This window comes from Arthrobacter sp. PsM3, from assembly GCF_030433895.1.
In the GTDB taxonomy this organism is placed as follows: Bacteria; Actinomycetota; Actinomycetes; order Actinomycetales; family Micrococcaceae; genus Arthrobacter.
Map to the genome: position 1 here is coordinate 1 of NZ_JARUXE010000022.1, position 14,016 is coordinate 14,016.

Genomic DNA, 14,016 nt, shown 5'->3' on the forward strand with positions numbered 1-14,016 from the left:
AACCCTTCGATTAACAGTCGAATGCTCTGCCAATTGAGCTAAGGAGGAATGAAGCAGGTATGACATTAGCAAAGGTTTTCCCGCTTAGGAAATCGGCCCGTCCCCTCCCCCGCGAAACACGCCCATACCCCTCCGGGTATAAAAAAGTCCCCGTCCCGGTGACCCGGAACGGGGACTGCGCGCTCCTCCTGCTGGACTTGAACCAGCAACCCTTCGATTAACAGTCGAATGCTCTGCCAATTGAGCTAAGGAGGAATGAAGCGGATACAAGCCTAGCAAACACCCAGCCGGGAAGTGAAATTGAGCCCCGCGCGGCCGGTCAGGCCTCGGAGCGCAGGGACCGTCTCTGCATTTCCAGCTGCATCAGCTCGCGGTTCAGCCGCTGGAACTCTTCGGGGTCTGCGGACGCGTCCAGGCGCTGCAGCTGACCCATCTTTTCGGCCTTGACGCGGGTGATTTGCAGCTCGAACAGCCGCGCGAGAATGTCCCGGCAGTAGCGCAGGACGCCGTCGGCGGTGCTGGCCGGCAGCGGCACGACGGCCAGCTCGGACACGAGCGGGCGCAGCGGCTCGGGAACTTCCTGGAGCAGCTGTTCCACCCAGCGCACCGGGTCGCCCGCGGAGGCCAGTCCGGTGGCCCGGATGGCCTGGTGGATGGCCAGGTACGCCGGCGTCGACAGCCTCGCCTCGGAGAAACGCTGCCAGGTCTCACCTTCCAGCATCGCCGGCTGCTGCAGGGCAACCTCAAGCGCCTGCCGTTCCATCGCGGCCACGGGGTCGCGGGGGTCGGGCCGGTTGAACGCCGGCAGCGCGGCCGACGGCGGCAAAGGTGCAACTCCCGGGGCGGATCCCCCGCCGGTCACCGAAGCGTACCCCGAGCCCTGACCGCGGCCCGCGGTGCTGCCCTGCGCCTGGTAGTGGCCGTTGCCCGAGCCGCCCACCTGCGGCTGGGCCGCACGCTTGGCGGCCGCGCCCACGGCGCGGCTGACCTCCTCGACCGGCATGCCCAGCCAGCCGGACAGTTCCCGCGCGTAGGCGGGACGGATACCTGCGTCGCGGATCTGGGCGACCACCGGCGCGGACTCCCTCAGGGCGGCGACCCGGCCCTCCACCGTGTCCAGGTTGTGCCGTTTCAGCGCGGCACGGATGGCGAATTCAAACAGCGGCCGCCGGGTGCTGATCAGGTCCCGCACGGCAGCGTCGCCCTTGGACTGGCGCAGCTCGCAGGGGTCGGCCCCGTTGGGCTCCACGGCAACATAGGTCTGCGCGACGAAGCGCTGGTCCTCCTCGAAGGCCCGCAGGGCCGCCTTCTGGCCGGCGGCGTCGCCGTCGAAGGTGAAGATGACTTCGCCGCCGCTGCCGTCGTCGGAGAGCAGGCGGCGGGCAATCTTGATGTGCTCGGTGCCGAACGCCGTCCCGCAGGTGGCGACCGCCGTCGTGATCCCGGCAAGGTGGCAGGCCATTACGTCGGTGTAGCCCTCGACGACGACAATCTGGCGGTCCTTGGCGATGTTACGTTTGGCGAGGTCGATGCCGTACAGGACCTGTGACTTCTTGTACAGCGTGGTCTCGGGGGTGTTCAGGTACTTGGGGCCCTGGTCGTCCTCGTAGAGCTTGCGGGCACCAAAACCGATGGTGTCCCCCGCAATGTCACGAATCGGCCAGATCAGCCGGCCGCGGAACCGGTCGTAAATTCCCCGGCCGCCTTCGGAGAACATCCCCGTGAGCTTGAGTTCGGGATCGGTGAAGCCCCTCCCCCGAAGGTGCTTGAGCAGCGAGTCCCAGCCCTGCGGGGCGTAGCCGACGCCGAACTGGTCCGCTGCCGTGCGGTCGAAACCGCGGTCGTGCAGGAAGTTGCGCCCTTCGGTGGCCCCCGGGGTCAGCAGTTGGGCGCGGAAGTATTCGTCCGCGACCTTGTGGGCGTCGAGCAGGCGCTGCCGCCGGCCGACCTCCTCGCGGTTCGGGCCGGACCCGCCGTCCTCGTACCGGAGCTCGAAGCCGATCCGGGCGGCCAGTTTTTCCACCGCCTCGTGGAACGATGTGTGGTCCAGCTTCTGCACGAAGGAGATGACGTCGCCGTCCTCACCGCAGCCGAAGCAGTGATACCGGCCCACCTGGGGGCGGACGGTGAATGAGGGCGACCGCTCGTCATGGAAGGGACACAGGCCTTTGTAGGAGCCCAGTCCAGCGACCTTGAGCGTCACGTAGCCGTCGACAACTTCCTTGATGTCCGTGCGCTGGCGTACTTCGTCGATATCTTCGCGTTTGATCAGGCCGGCCACAGTGCCATCCTAGTACCGGTCCCCGACAGGAACAGCGCAAAGCGGGACAGTGCGGGCAACGTCACCAGAGACGTCACCACAGCGACGGCAGGCTGCCGACGTGCCGCTCGTAAGCGGCCAGCGCGGAGCCGTCCGTCAGCGACGCGACCTGGTCGATCACAACACGCAGCCGCCCGGCGTCGTCCGCCGCGTCGCGCCAGTCGGCGGCGAACATCGGCTCCAGGTGGCGGTCCCCGGTGGCACTCAGGGCAGTGACGAGGGCGTGCAGGACCTCTCGCTGGCGTTCGTAGATGGGCTGCCGGTGCTCGGTGGTCATCACGAAGGTGGTGGCCAGGCCCTTCATCACGGCGATTTCCATCACGGTCTCGTCCGGGACGATCAGCTCCGCGTTATAGCGGGTCAGGTTCTCCGGACCGTAAGCCTCGCGGGTGGACGCCAGCGCACTCTGGCAGAACCGGCCGATCAGCTGGCTGGTCATGTCCTTCAGTGCCGCCATCGATTTGCGGCTGCCGTCGGCCTCGCGGACCCACACGCTGGTGGCCTCGAGCCGGGCAAGGGCTGCATCAATCGCGGCGGGGTCGTTGTGCGGCAGGTACCACTGTTTGGCGTAGCCGACCACGCGGGCACGGTGGTCCGGGTTGTCCATCCAGCGCAGCTGGAAATGCCCGGCGACAATCGCGTCCTCGACGTCGTGCACGGAGTAGGAGATGTCGTCGGCGAGGTCCATGACCTGCGCTTCGAGGCAGGAACGGCGCCCCGGGGCGTCCTCGCGGATCCAGTCGAAGATGGGCAGGTCATCCTGGTAGGCGCCGAACTTGCTGGTCCGCTCGCCATGGATGATGGGGGCGTTCTCGGCCGACCACGGGTACTTCGCGGCGGCGTCGAGGCTGGCGCGGGTGAGGTTGAGCCCGGCAGGACGCCCGTCGGCGGCCAGGACCTTGGGTTCGAGCCGGGTCAGCAGGCGCAGGGTCTGGGCGTTGCCTTCGAAGCCGCCGATCGCGTGGGCAACCTCGTTGAGGGCCGATTCGCCGTTATGGCCGAACGGCGGGTGGCCGAGGTCATGGCTGAGGCAGGCGGTGTCAACGACGTCGGGGTCGCAGCCCAGGGCACGGCCCAGTTCGCGGCCCACCTGGGCAACCTCGAGGCTGTGGGTGAGGCGGGTCCGGACGAAGTCGTCGGTGTCCGGCGCCACGACCTGGGTTTTGGCCCCGAGCCGGCGCAGGGCCGAGGAGTGCAGCACCCGGGCGCGGTCGCGTTCAAAGTCGGAGCGGTACGTGGACTTGGGCGGCTCCTCCACCCAGCGGGCGGTGTCGCGTGCCACATAGCCGTCCAGCACCGGGGCGGTGGTCCTGGTTTCAGCCACCGGACACGTCCAGTTCCGCGTGGCTGATCTCACGCGACTGCTCGGCGTCCATATTGCGGTCCAGCAGCCAGTCCTTGGGCAGGGCGGGCTTCTTCGGCGAGCCCGCACGGCCGCGGGGGCCTTCGGCGTCGACCCCGGGGTACGGGGAATTCAGGTCCAGCTGGTCCAGGGTCCCGCGGAGCACCTCGAGGCTCGTCACCATCGCCAGTTTGGTCCGCAGTTCACTGCCGACCACATAGCCCTTGAAGTACCAGGCCATGTGCTTGCGGATTTCACGCAGGGCCTTGCCCTCGTCGCCGAAGGTTTCGACCATCAGTTCGGCATGGCGGTAGACGCTCGCGGCGACCATCCGCAGGTCCGGCTTGTGCCGCTCCTCGCGGCCTTCGAAGGCCGCCATGAGGTCGCCGAACAGCCACGGGCGTCCCTGGCAGCCGCGGCCGACCACCACACCGTCCACTCCGGTCTCGCGGACCATGCGGATGGCGTCTTCGGCGGACCAGATGTCGCCGTTGCCGAGGACCGGGATGTCCGGCAAGGCTTCGCGCAGCCGGGCGATCGCGGACCAGTCGGCCTGGCCGGAGTAAAACTGTGCGGCGGTGCGGCCGTGGAGCGCGACGGCGGCGACCCCGGAATCACGGGCGATCCGGCCGGCGTCGAGGTAGGTGAGGTGGTCCTCGTCAATGCCCTTGCGCATCTTGATGGTCAGCGGGACGTTGCCCTTGGATGCTTCCTTGACCGCGGTCCGGACGATCGAGGTGAACAGGTCGATCTTCCAGGGCAGGGCGGATCCGCCGCCGCGCCGCGTCACCTTGGGCACGGGGCAGCCGAAGTTGAGGTCGATGTGGTCCGCGCGGTCTTCCTCCACGAGCATCCGGACGGCCTGGCCCACAGTGACGGGGTCCACGCCGTAGAGCTGGACGGACCGGACCTTTTCGTCGTCGTCATGCGAAATGATGCGCAGCGATTCCGGCGTCCGCTCCACAAGGGCGCGGGACGTGACCATCTCCGCGACGTACAGGCCACCGCCGTATTCACGGCAGAGCCTGCGGAACGCGGAGTTGGTAATGCCCGCCATCGGAGCCAGGATCACGGGGGTGTCCACCGTGAGGGGCCCGAGCTTCAGGGGCGGGAGTTCCAGCTTGGGGGCGGGAGGGGTAGCTACAACAGTCACCTGTTCATTGTCTCAAAGCCGGGCAAATCGGTCCGATCCGCGCCTCCTATGTGGAAACCCGCGGTCAGTCCCGTGCGGCGGCGCGCCGCCCGCGGCGCCCGGCCGGCGCCGCGTCGAAGGCACTGGAAGGGTCGACGGCGCCGGCGTCCGGCCGCTCGGCGTCATCCGCGGCAAGGCCGACGGCGGGGCTGCCGGCCGCGGGAACGCTGACGGCGCCGCCCCCGGACGCGCCGCCGGTGGCCAGGACCGGGGCGGTCCTGGCCACCGGTGCCTTCGTTCCCGTTGCTTTGACCACAAGTACCGCGATCAGCGTGGTGACGGGGATCGCCAGGACCAGCCCGATGGAGCCTACGAGGGTGCGGATCACTTCCTCGGACAGCTCGGCGCTGGTGAGGGCGTCACCGAGGGGCCGTTCATAGAGCATCACCAGGATCAGCACCGGCAGCGCGGCGCCGGCATAGGCGAACGCGATGGTGTACACGGTGGAGGCGATGTGGTCCCGGCCGATCCGCATCGCGGAGGTGAAGAGCTGGCGCGCGGACGTTTCCGGGGCCAGTTCCCAGAGTTCCCACACCGCCGAGGACTGCGTGATGGTGACGTCGTTCAGGACGCCCAGGCCGGAGATAATCAGGCCGCACAGGATGATGCCGGAGATGGAGATGTTGTCGGAGATGTTCGCCAGGGCTGCGGAATCGTGGCTGCCCACGCCGGCGAGGTTGGCGGCGTCGGTGGCCCAGGCTGCCAGCAGCGAAGTAATCGCGAGCCCGAACATGGTGCCGAGCAGCGCCGTCGACGTCCGGGCGGAAAAACCGTGGGCGAAGTACAGTACGCCGATCATGATCACCGTTGACCCCACCATTGCCAGCAGCAGCGGGGGCTTTCCCTCCACCAGCCCCGGCAGCATAAAGGACACCAGCACCCCGTAGGCCCCGACGAGTCCGATCAGCGCGCGCAACCCGCGCCAGCGCGCCACGGCGATCACAACAACGGCATAGAGCATGGCCAGGAAGATGATCGGCAGGGTCCGGACGAAGTCCACGAAGACGTAGGCGGGCGCGCCCTGGCCGCCGGCGCCCTGGGCCTTGGAGAGGTTGAGGTAGCGGATGTTGTCGCCGGTCTTCACACCATGGGATTTGGCGACGTCGGGGTTGATGACCACCTTGACGGGGTTGCCGCCCTTGTCCGGGTCCGTGAAGGCAAAGGTGCATTCCGATCCCTGTTGCGGCGCGGCGTCCGCCCCGGCCTGTCCCTGCGGGAGGGCGTCCATGCAGCTGCCGGTGACAACGCGCTGGATCTTCCCGGTGTCGAACGTGACTCCCGGCGCGGCCGCGTAGGGGCTCGCCAGCGTGATCCCCTCCTTGCTGCCCGAGGGCCACAGCATCGCCATCGCCACGAGGGTCAGCAGCGTCAGCGGGATCAGGATGGCGGCGAGGATGAGGTTGGCTTTCTTCCGCGCGGCGAGCGCCTGGGGTGTCGGCTCCGCATGTCCTTGCGGGGTGTGTGAATGTCCGGCGCCCATCAGCAGTTCAACCTCATGCCGAAGACTTTACGGCGTTTCACGGCGCCGTCCCGACGCAGGGACTCACCGGCCCGCGGCTGGCCGCCGTTGGCCCGGGCGTCCGACGCCGGTGTCCGCCGGCCGGGCCGCCTTAGGCCGGCGCGGGCCGCCTTAGGCCGGCGTGATGTTCTGGTTCACGTGGAAGAGGTTCTGCGGATCGTATTTTGCTTTGATCTCGCGCAGGCGCTTGTAGTTCGGCCCGTAGTTTTCCCCGACTTTGGCCAGATCGTCGCCGTCCATGAAATTGATGTAGCCTGCACTCTCCGAGTAGGGCTGCAGGGCCGCCGCGTACTCCCGGACCCAGGCGATGTTCGCCTCGCTGTCCCGGGGATCCTCCCAATGGCACGCAATGACCGGGGAGAACATGGCGTTCCGGTTGGGGAAGGCTGTGTCCGTGGCCCCCACCTGATGAACTGCGCCGTCGATCGGATAGATGTGCACGGCGGTCTGCACGCTGGGCACCCGGCTGCCGTACTCAAGGTGGGCGTTGATGGCCCCGTCGTTGAGTTCCGTCAGGAAGGCCGCCTTCCAGTAGGCCAACAGTCCCTTGGGGTACATCCCGTCAAAGGCGGAGTTCAAGGCCGGATAAGGCATCGGCCCCACCATGGACCCTGCCACGGGCGCAGCGTCCAGGAACGGCTGCCAGCGGGCCTGCCCTTCGGCCGGGTCACCGGTCCACATCCCGACCACAATGCAGACTGGCTTACCGTGCCACTCTTCCGGGAGGAAGGGAACCGGCGGCCCCTGATGGAAGGCGAGGAAAGCGCCCAGCTCACCGGGAGAGGCCGCCAGTTGCTCGCGATAAAACTTCGCAACGGTCTCGGCGTGCTCCACGGGGTAGATGATGATGCCGGCGTGGACCATGTCCACAGGATGGAGGCGGAATTCCAGCGAGGTCACGACGCCGAAGTTCCCCCCTCCGCCGCGCAACGCCCAGAAGAGGTCCTCATTCTCGCTTTCACTGGCAGTGAGGAACCTTCCGTCCGCGGTGACGACGTCGGCCGAGAGAAGGTTGTCGCAGCTCAGCCCGTATTTCCGGTCCAGGTAGCCGATGCCGCCGCCGAGGGTCAGCCCTGAGACACCGGTCGAACCAACGATGCCTCCGGTGGTCGCCAGGCCGAAGGGGTGCGTGGCGTGGTTGAAGTCGGCCCACGTGGCGCCGGCCTCGGTCCTGGCCGTTTTGCTGGCCGGATCGACCCTGACCCCCCGGGTGTTCGTAAAGTCGATGACCAGCGCGTCGTCCGCCGTGCCAAAGCCCGGCCCGCTGTGGCCGCCGCCGCGAATGGCCAGGCCCAGGGAGTTGTCCCGGGCGAAGTTGACGCTGGTGATGACATCCGCCACCTGGGACACCCGGACCACCGCTGCCGGCCGCTTGTCGATCATGCCGTTGTGCACTGCCCGCGCGGCGTCGTAGTCCGCGTCGCCAGCGGTGATGACCTGCCCGCGGACTTGCTCACGCAGGTTGTCGAACATTGTTCCGTTCATTTTCTTTACCGTCGATTTCGTCGTGAGATTCGACCCGGACGGTTCTCCCTGCGCTCCCAGCCCGCGTGGCGCCCGGAGATTTTACGTGCATAGGCTTACTCCTCGGCTCTGTCCCCGTCAAGAGGTCCCGGCCGACTTTTTCCTATCAAGAGGCCGCGGCCGGCACGCGCCCCGGCACACACCCCGCGGGTCCCGGCAGACAGCAACCGCCCTCGCCCCATCTTTTGGGGCCGCTGCTTCGAATGTTGCATGGGGACGTCCCCGCGGCGGGAAGTCCCGTACGGCTGCAGAACAGTGCCTTTCGGCGACAGTGCTGCTTGAACTGGGGGCACAGCGCCCTATGGTTGGAATTGACGGACGAAATGTGGAGGACACGGCGTGGCCATACGCAAGATAGACGACCGCGAACCTGAGGCGGCCGGCCCGGGCGGCACGGCTGCCAGGGCCGTGCTGAGCATTGCCGGGGCCGCCGGGGAAACCCGGGGCGTCGCCCTGGTCCTGCACGGCGGGCGGTCCAACAGTTACGAATCCGTCCGTGGCAGGCACCTGAGTCCCGCGCGGATGCTGCCTTTCGCCCGCGCCCTCCGCAGTGGAGGCGGATCCGACGGGCTGGCCGTCTGGACGCTACGGAACCGCTACCGGGGGTGGAACGGACAGGACATGTCCCCGGTGCAGGACGCCCGCTGGGCACTCTCGCACATCAGCCGCGAACACCCGGGAGTCCCCATCTATCTCCTCGGCCACTCGATGGGCGGCCTGACCGCCCTCTGCGTCGCGGACCACCCGCAGGTGGAGGCCGTCGTTGCCCTTGCGCCCTGGCTCGATGCGAAAACCCCGGTGGAGCCCCTGGCGGGTCGGCGGATCCTGATTGTCCACGGCACTGCGGACCGCTGGACCAGCCCCGCGAACTCGCTGGCCTTCGCCCGACGGGCTGACCGCGTCGCGGAGTCCGTGGAGTATGTCGCCCTCAAGGGAGCCGGACACTTCATGTTCCGCCGGGTGCGCCTGTGGAACTCACTGGCCATCCGATTCATCCTCGATGCCTTCGCCAGCAGTGCGGGCCGCGAACTCCGGGGCAGTTCGGACTCCTTCCGCAGCCTCCTTCCTGCCTCCGGCGCCAGCCTCCCGGTGGTGCTCTGATGCCGTACTTCCCGATCGGCACCTTCCTGGCCAGCCTCCCGTGGGTGGCGGTGGGCCTCGTGTTGCTGCTGGTCCTGACCTTTGCCATTGCCGTCCGCCAGAACCGCCACTCGGTCATCGACACCGTCTGGGGCCTCGGGTTTGTAGTCGTGGCCGCCATCTCCTGGCTGCTCTCCGACGGACACGGCGACGGCGGCCGCCGGCTGCTGCTGCTGGCGCTCGTGGCGGTCTGGGGCATCCGGCTGGCCCTCCACATCGGCGTCCGTGCCCGCGGCGGCCACGAGGATCCACGCTACGTGGACATGCTCTCTTCCGCCCCCGGGTCCCGCAACATCTATGCACTGCGCAAGGTCTACCTGCCCCAGGGCGTGATCCTGTTCTTCGTCTCGCTCACCATCCAGGTGGGGATGTTCAGCACCGGAAGCCTCGGCTGGCTGGCCTGGCTGGGCGTGCTGCTCTGGATCATCGGCTTCGTCTTCGAAACGGTCGGCGACTGGCAGCTGGGGCAGTTCAAGGCGGATCCTTCCAGGCGCGGCACCGTGCTCAACACCGGACTCTGGCGCTACACCAGGCACCCGAATTACTTCGGCGACGCGGCCGTCTGGACCGGGTTCTTCCTTGTCGCCGCTGATTCCTGGCCCGGGGTGCTGACCGTCCTCTCCCCCGTCCTGATGATCTGGCTGCTCGCCGGCAAATCGGGCAAGCCGCTCACGGAAAAAGCGATGTCCGCCCGCCCCGGGTATAAGGAATATGTGGAATCCACCTCGGGTTTCCTGCCTTTGCCGCCCCGCCGGCCGGGTGGCAGCCGGCACCAGCCGGACGGACCAGCGGGGCGGACGCTGACATGACCTGGCAGCCCCGGCCCAGCGACCGCTTCTACCGCGTCATTGTCCGCACCGGGCTGGCGCTGCGAGGGCTGTTCCGGATCCGGGTCATGGTCACCGGCCAGGAGCACCTTCCGGCGCCGGAGCCCCGCCGCGATTCGCCGCAGAGGTTGTCCCGCGGCGTGGCCCCGGGCCGGGGCGCCGTCGTCGCGATCACGCACTTCGGGTACCTCGACTTCGCGTTCGCCGAACTGCTGCTGTGGCGGCACAGCAGGGCCCAGATGCGCTTCCTGGTCACCCAGGGGGCGGCCGACCACTGGTTTGCCGGGCCCGCCGTGAGCGCCGCTGGGCATGTCGTGGTGGGGTACGGGGCCGGCTCCCACGCCTACGATGCCGCTGTTCAGAAACTCCGTGAGGGCGAGTACATCGCGATCCTGCCGGAGGCCGGCGTCAGCCGCAGCTTCCGGGTGCGCGAATGCAAGACCGGTGCGGTGCGGATGGCCGCCGAGGCCGGCGTGCCCATCATCCCCGTCTCCATCTGGGGCTCCCACCGGCTGATGACCCGCCGCCACGGGTTCTCCCCGGCCCGCGCCTGGCGCGCCCCGGTCCGCATCCACGTCGGCGAACCGGTGATCGTCGGCCCGTCCCAGGACGTCCAGCGGGCCACCGAAGCGCTGCGCGGAACGCTCCAGGCCGGCATCGATGCCTGTATCGCCGACTTCCCCCTGCAGCCGGCCCCGGGCGCGTGGTGGATGCCGGCGGACCTCGGCGGCGGAGCACCCACCGAGGAGGAGAGGCAGCGCCTGGATGCCGCCGAAGGTCCGCGGCGCGCAGGCGTCCGGCGCCGATAAGCCCGGTTACCGGGATCGTCTTGGCTAAGCTCCATCGGGTACAAAATCGCACTCAATGGAGAGGTACTCCTCTGTGGCAAACACAGTCCTGACGAAAAGCGGAATCGGCGAAGAACGCGGTCTCGCGCGCATAGCCCAACGGATGGCGGCATGGACCGAAAAATGGTTCCCGGACGCCTACATCTTCGCCCTGGCCGGCGTCATCATCATCGCGGCGGCCGCCCTGGCCATCGGCGCCTCGCCCCAGTCGATCGCCGATTCCTTCGGCAACGGGTTCTGGGACCTGACCGCCTTCACCCTGCAGATGGCCATGGTGGTGCTGACCGGCTACGTCGTGGCGACCTCTCCGCCCGTGGCCAGGCTGATCAACCGGCTGGCCCTCATCCCGGCGACCGCACGCACCGCCGTGAGCTTCGTGGCGCTGATGTCAATGTCAGTGTCCTTCCTCAACTGGGGCCTCAGCCTCATCTTCGGCGGCCTGCTGGCCCGCGCCATCGCCCGCCGCAAGGACCTGACCGTCGACTACCGCGCGCTGGGCGCCGCCGCTTTCATGGGCCTCGGGGCCGTCTGGGCACTCGGCCTGTCCTCCTCGGCGGCGCAGCTGCAGGCCACCGCGGCCTCGCTCCCGCCGGCCCTGCTGAAGATTACCGGCATCCTGGACTTCGGCACCACGATATTCACTTGGCAGTCCCTGCTCACGCTGGCCATTCTGGTCGCGCTCACCACGGTTATCGCGCACTTCTCGGCCCCGACCGGCGGTGCTCTCCGCACCGCGGAGGATCTCGGCGTCGACCTTGACGATGAACCCAGCGAGCCGGCGCCGCGCTCCCGCCCGGGCGAATGGCTCGAGTACAGCATGATCCTGCCGGTCCTGGCCGGCGTCCTGACGCTCGGCTGGCTCGTCTCGCAGTTCCTGACCAAGCCCTTCCTGACCGTTGTGAGCAGCCTCAACGGCTACCTGCTGGTCTTCCTGATCCTGGGCCTGGTGCTGCACGGCACCCCGCGGAACTTCCTCCAGGCCGTCACCAAGGCCGTCCCGGCGACCGCCGGTATCCTGGTCCAGTTCCCGCTCTACGCCGCGATGGCTGCGATCCTGACGAAGGCCACCGGCCATGGCGGCATGACCATCTCGGCCCACCTGGCCGAATTCTTCTCGGAGATCGGCGGCGGCGGCGGGTTCGCCGTCGTGATCGCGCTGTACACGGCCCTGCTGGGCCTGCTGGTCCCCTCCGGCGGCGGAAAATGGCTGGTCGAGGCGCCCTACGTGATGCAGTCCGCCACGGATGTCCAGATGAACCTCGGCTGGACCGTGCAGATCTACAACATCGCCGAGGCCCTGCCGAACCTCGTGAACCCGTTCTTCATGCTGCCGCTGCTCGCGGTCCTGAAGCTGCGGGCCCGGGATCTGGTGGGCTTCACCTTCCTGCAGTTCGTCTTCCACCTTCCGGTGGTGCTGCTGCTCGTCTGGCTCCTCGGGATGACGTTCAACTTCGTGCCGCCGGTGATGCCGCCCGGGCAGTAACCTCGTCCGGTAGAGGAGGCTTCCTGTGTTGTTGCTGCTGTCATGTTGTTGAGGGGCGGTTCCGTGGCCGTTCTAGGAGCCGGGCTCCCCGGGGAGGCGGGTATGGCTTTGTCTGCCGTTGCCGTTCGACGTCGAGCGAGCGCGACGGCTCACAGCTGACCGTACGGCTTCATCTCCCGCCCCTTGACAATATGTAGCGGTTACTGGAAAAAGGAAAGCACCGTCCCGACCCGCCTCCGAGGTGATTCTCCGATGTCCGCCACGTTGTCATCCAGTGCTCCTGCAGTCCTGCGGGACTATTACCGCATCCTCGAAGGAGGTTCCGGGGCATACCAGGACGGCGCCCAGCTGCGGGGGCTGCTCTCGCCCCACCTCGACTTCACCGGCCCTCTGGCCGGACACCGGCCTGACTCCACGGAAGGCTTCCTTCACGGGGTGGCCGGCTTCATTGCGACGGTCCAGAACATAGACGTTGTTCGCGACGTGCACGATGAAACCGGATCGGCGGTGCTGTATGGGGCCACGATGCCGGGCGGGAAGATGACCTTCGCGGAGTTCTTCACCTTCACCGAGGGCCGCATCAGAAACCTTCAGCTGCACTACAACGGCCAGGAGTACATCGACAAGGGCGGTCGCTGAGTGCCACGCAACGCGCTATCGGCCGTTTCTCTCGCTGGCTCGGCGCGGTAGACGGCGATCTTCGCCAGGGCGGTAACTTCCGCGCACCAGACGAACCGGACGGCGCGATCGACCGTACGGCCGCCGTAAACGCAGCTGACCCGCAGTAGTTTCACTACTGCGGGTCAGCTGCGTCAGGGCCTAGGCCGGGTCGGAAACGACCAGAGTCTCGGCGCCCTGGAGGCGCGCCTTGCCGCTCTCCAGCAAGGGCTCGACGACGGCGCGCAGCGCCTCCATCGAGTCGTCCAGTTCGAGAACCACTGGGTGCTGGAACGCAATCAGCGCCAGCAGGTCCCGGACGGCGGCCCGGGCCTCGTCGGCCGGGAGTTTGGGCTCGTGGCCCAGGAACACGTCGGTGGGATGGCCGGATTTGGCCGCGCCCTCCCCCGCCGCCTTGTCGGGGGCGAGCTCGGCGTAGCTGATCGCGAAGGCCTGGAGCTGGCCCTTTTTGCTGGCCGGCACCCCCGGGCCGAACGCGCTCGCCTTGGGCGCCCGCAGCACAATGGCGCCGTGGGCCCCGCTGAGCTCGTCCAGGAACAGGCGCTGGACCGTGCCGATGCTGAGCTCACCGGGGCTGTCCCAGCCGTGCACGGCCGTGTAGTACCGGCCCACCACGTCGCTGAGCTCCACCGAGCCGGTCGCGAGGTCCTCGACCTGTTCGGCGGCGGCAGCCTCCGAACCGTCACCGAAGACCGGCAGCCGGAGGGCCCCCGGCTCGACGACGACGAGCCGGGAACGCTGGATCGGGGCCAGGCCCGCCGCCTCGGCGAAGGCCGCACCGGGGGTGCCCGGCTCCACCTTGGTCCGGAGCCGGGAGACGCCCGACGGCGACTGTGCGGCTTCGTGCCGCAGCATGGTCAGCAGCGTGGAGCCGACGCCCGCGCGGCGGTGGAGCCGGTCGACCTCGAGGTACGCCCACAGGCGTTCGGGGTGCAGCGAGGCCTCGTGGACCACACCGGCCGCGACCGGGATGGCCACGCCGTCGACGACGTCCTCGGCCACGATGCAGCGGCGCCATGGCGCGCTGCCCGAGGGTGCGAGGGTGCCACGGAACTGCCTGGCCTGCTCGGTTTCGGGGCCGCCCCAGATTTCCAGCAGGGCGAGGTCGTCGCCGTCGCGCCATTCACGGTAGGAGATCGCCAC

The 14,016-nt window shown here is 68.2% G+C and carries 11 protein-coding genes and 1 tRNA gene; 5 read left to right on the forward strand and 7 right to left on the reverse strand.

Going from position 1 to position 14,016, the window contains the following annotated elements; translation table 11 throughout:
• Positions 1–182: 182 nt before the first annotated feature.
• From QCD75_RS12705 to QCD75_RS12730, 6 genes are all read right to left on the reverse strand, one after another.
• Positions 183–255 (reverse strand) — tRNA-Asn (locus tag QCD75_RS12705).
• 64 nt (positions 256–319) lie between these two features.
• Entirely contained in the window at positions 320–2,281 is a 1,962-nt protein-coding gene (dnaG, locus tag QCD75_RS12710; RefSeq protein ID WP_301229113.1) for a DNA primase, read from the reverse strand.
• A 73-nt stretch (positions 2,282–2,354) separates the two neighbouring features.
• Positions 2,355–3,644, reverse strand: coding sequence for a deoxyguanosinetriphosphate triphosphohydrolase (locus QCD75_RS12715; RefSeq protein WP_301229115.1), 1,290 nt, complete (start codon positions 3,642–3,644; stop codon positions 2,355–2,357).
• Positions 3,637–4,815 carry a tRNA dihydrouridine synthase DusB gene (gene dusB, locus QCD75_RS12720; protein WP_301229117.1) on the reverse strand — a complete coding sequence of 393 codons (1,179 nt, stop codon included), beginning with the start codon at positions 4,813–4,815 and terminating at the stop codon, positions 3,637–3,639. Before dusB ends, QCD75_RS12715 begins: the two co-directional genes overlap by 8 nt.
• Positions 4,816–4,879: 64 nt before the next feature.
• Positions 4,880–6,334 carry a YibE/F family protein gene (locus QCD75_RS12725; RefSeq protein ID WP_301229119.1) on the reverse strand — a complete coding sequence of 485 codons (1,455 nt, stop codon included), beginning with the start codon at positions 6,332–6,334 and terminating at the stop codon, positions 4,880–4,882.
• Between the two features lie 150 nt (positions 6,335–6,484).
• Positions 6,485–7,858, reverse strand: a complete 1,374-nt coding sequence (locus QCD75_RS12730) for an FAD-binding oxidoreductase (protein WP_301229121.1) — start codon at positions 7,856–7,858, stop codon at positions 6,485–6,487.
• A gap of 378 nt (positions 7,859–8,236) precedes the next feature.
• Here QCD75_RS12730 and QCD75_RS12735 point away from each other — a divergent pair, with 378 nt between their 5' ends.
• The 5 genes from QCD75_RS12735 (at position 8,237) to QCD75_RS12755 (ending at position 12,834) form a co-directional block, all read left to right on the forward strand.
• A complete protein-coding gene (locus QCD75_RS12735) occupies positions 8,237–8,998 on the forward strand; it encodes an alpha/beta hydrolase (RefSeq protein WP_367400655.1) in 762 nt (253 codons plus the stop codon).
• A complete protein-coding gene (locus QCD75_RS12740) occupies positions 8,998–9,846 on the forward strand; it encodes a DUF1295 domain-containing protein (RefSeq protein WP_301229123.1) in 849 nt (282 codons plus the stop codon). The genes QCD75_RS12735 and QCD75_RS12740 overlap by 1 nt, the downstream gene beginning before the upstream one ends.
• Positions 9,843–10,673: a lysophospholipid acyltransferase family protein gene (locus QCD75_RS12745; RefSeq protein ID WP_301229125.1), complete on the forward strand. Its 831-nt coding sequence runs from the start codon at positions 9,843–9,845 to the stop codon at positions 10,671–10,673. The genes QCD75_RS12740 and QCD75_RS12745 overlap by 4 nt, the downstream gene beginning before the upstream one ends.
• 73 nt (positions 10,674–10,746) lie before the next feature.
• The gene (locus QCD75_RS12750; protein ID WP_301229127.1) at positions 10,747–12,195 is read left to right on the forward strand and encodes a short-chain fatty acid transporter; all 1,449 of its coding nucleotides are present in this window, start codon (positions 10,747–10,749) and stop codon (positions 12,193–12,195) included.
• Positions 12,196–12,447: 252 nt separating this feature from the next.
• On the forward strand, positions 12,448–12,834 hold the full coding sequence (locus QCD75_RS12755) for a hypothetical protein (protein WP_301229129.1): 387 nt from the start codon (positions 12,448–12,450) through the stop codon (positions 12,832–12,834).
• 180 nt (positions 12,835–13,014) lie between these two features.
• Here QCD75_RS12755 and QCD75_RS12760 read toward each other — a convergent pair whose 3' ends face one another.
• Positions 13,015–14,016: a GNAT family N-acetyltransferase gene (locus tag QCD75_RS12760; protein WP_301229131.1), complete on the reverse strand. Its 1,002-nt coding sequence runs from the start codon at positions 14,014–14,016 to the stop codon at positions 13,015–13,017.

Excerpts from the sequence above, each read along its gene's own strand:
- QCD75_RS12755 (WP_301229129.1), top strand. The coding sequence starts at position 12,448 with ATGTCCGCCACGTTGTCATCCAGTGCTCCTGCAGTCCTGCGGGACTAT.
- QCD75_RS12740 (WP_301229123.1), top strand. The coding sequence starts at position 8,998 with ATGCCGTACTTCCCGATCGGCACCTTCCTGGCCAGCCTCCCGTGGGTG.
- QCD75_RS12730 (WP_301229121.1), bottom strand. The coding sequence starts at position 7,858 with ATGAACGGAACAATGTTCGACAACCTGCGTGAGCAAGTCCGCGGGCAG.
- QCD75_RS12745 (WP_301229125.1), top strand. The coding sequence starts at position 9,843 with ATGACCTGGCAGCCCCGGCCCAGCGACCGCTTCTACCGCGTCATTGTC.
- QCD75_RS12725 (WP_301229119.1), bottom strand. The coding sequence starts at position 6,334 with ATGGGCGCCGGACATTCACACACCCCGCAAGGACATGCGGAGCCGACA.